Below are 264 nucleotides of genomic sequence, written 5' to 3' on the forward strand. Positions count from 1 at the left end.
TTCAAGCCGTGATCTATGACTTTCAGGATAGTCGTTCAGGTCAGCATGCTGAAGCGTTCCTGAAAGACTGGCAGGGCCATCTGGTCTGTGATGATTACAGCGGTTATAAAGCACGCTTTAAATCAGGCCAGGTCATAGAGGTGGGCTGCATGGCCCATGCACGTCGTAAATTCCATGAACTGCATGTAACTGGGAAAAGTCAGGTCGCTGAACAGGCATTAGTGCTGATTCAGAAACTGTATGCGATAGAAGCAGAACTCAGGA

At 48.1% G+C, this 264-nt stretch carries 1 protein-coding gene; it reads left to right on the forward strand.

The annotated features are described in order from the left end of the window. Positions 1 to 264, forward strand: a 264-nt coding sequence (locus ACEO2X_RS14495; protein ID WP_371972207.1) for a transposase, incomplete at both ends; no start/stop codon positions are given.

Origin of the sequence: Acinetobacter sp. AL9, assembly GCF_041464035.1 — a bacterium.
Classification (GTDB): domain Bacteria; phylum Pseudomonadota; class Gammaproteobacteria; order Pseudomonadales; family Moraxellaceae; genus Acinetobacter; species Acinetobacter towneri.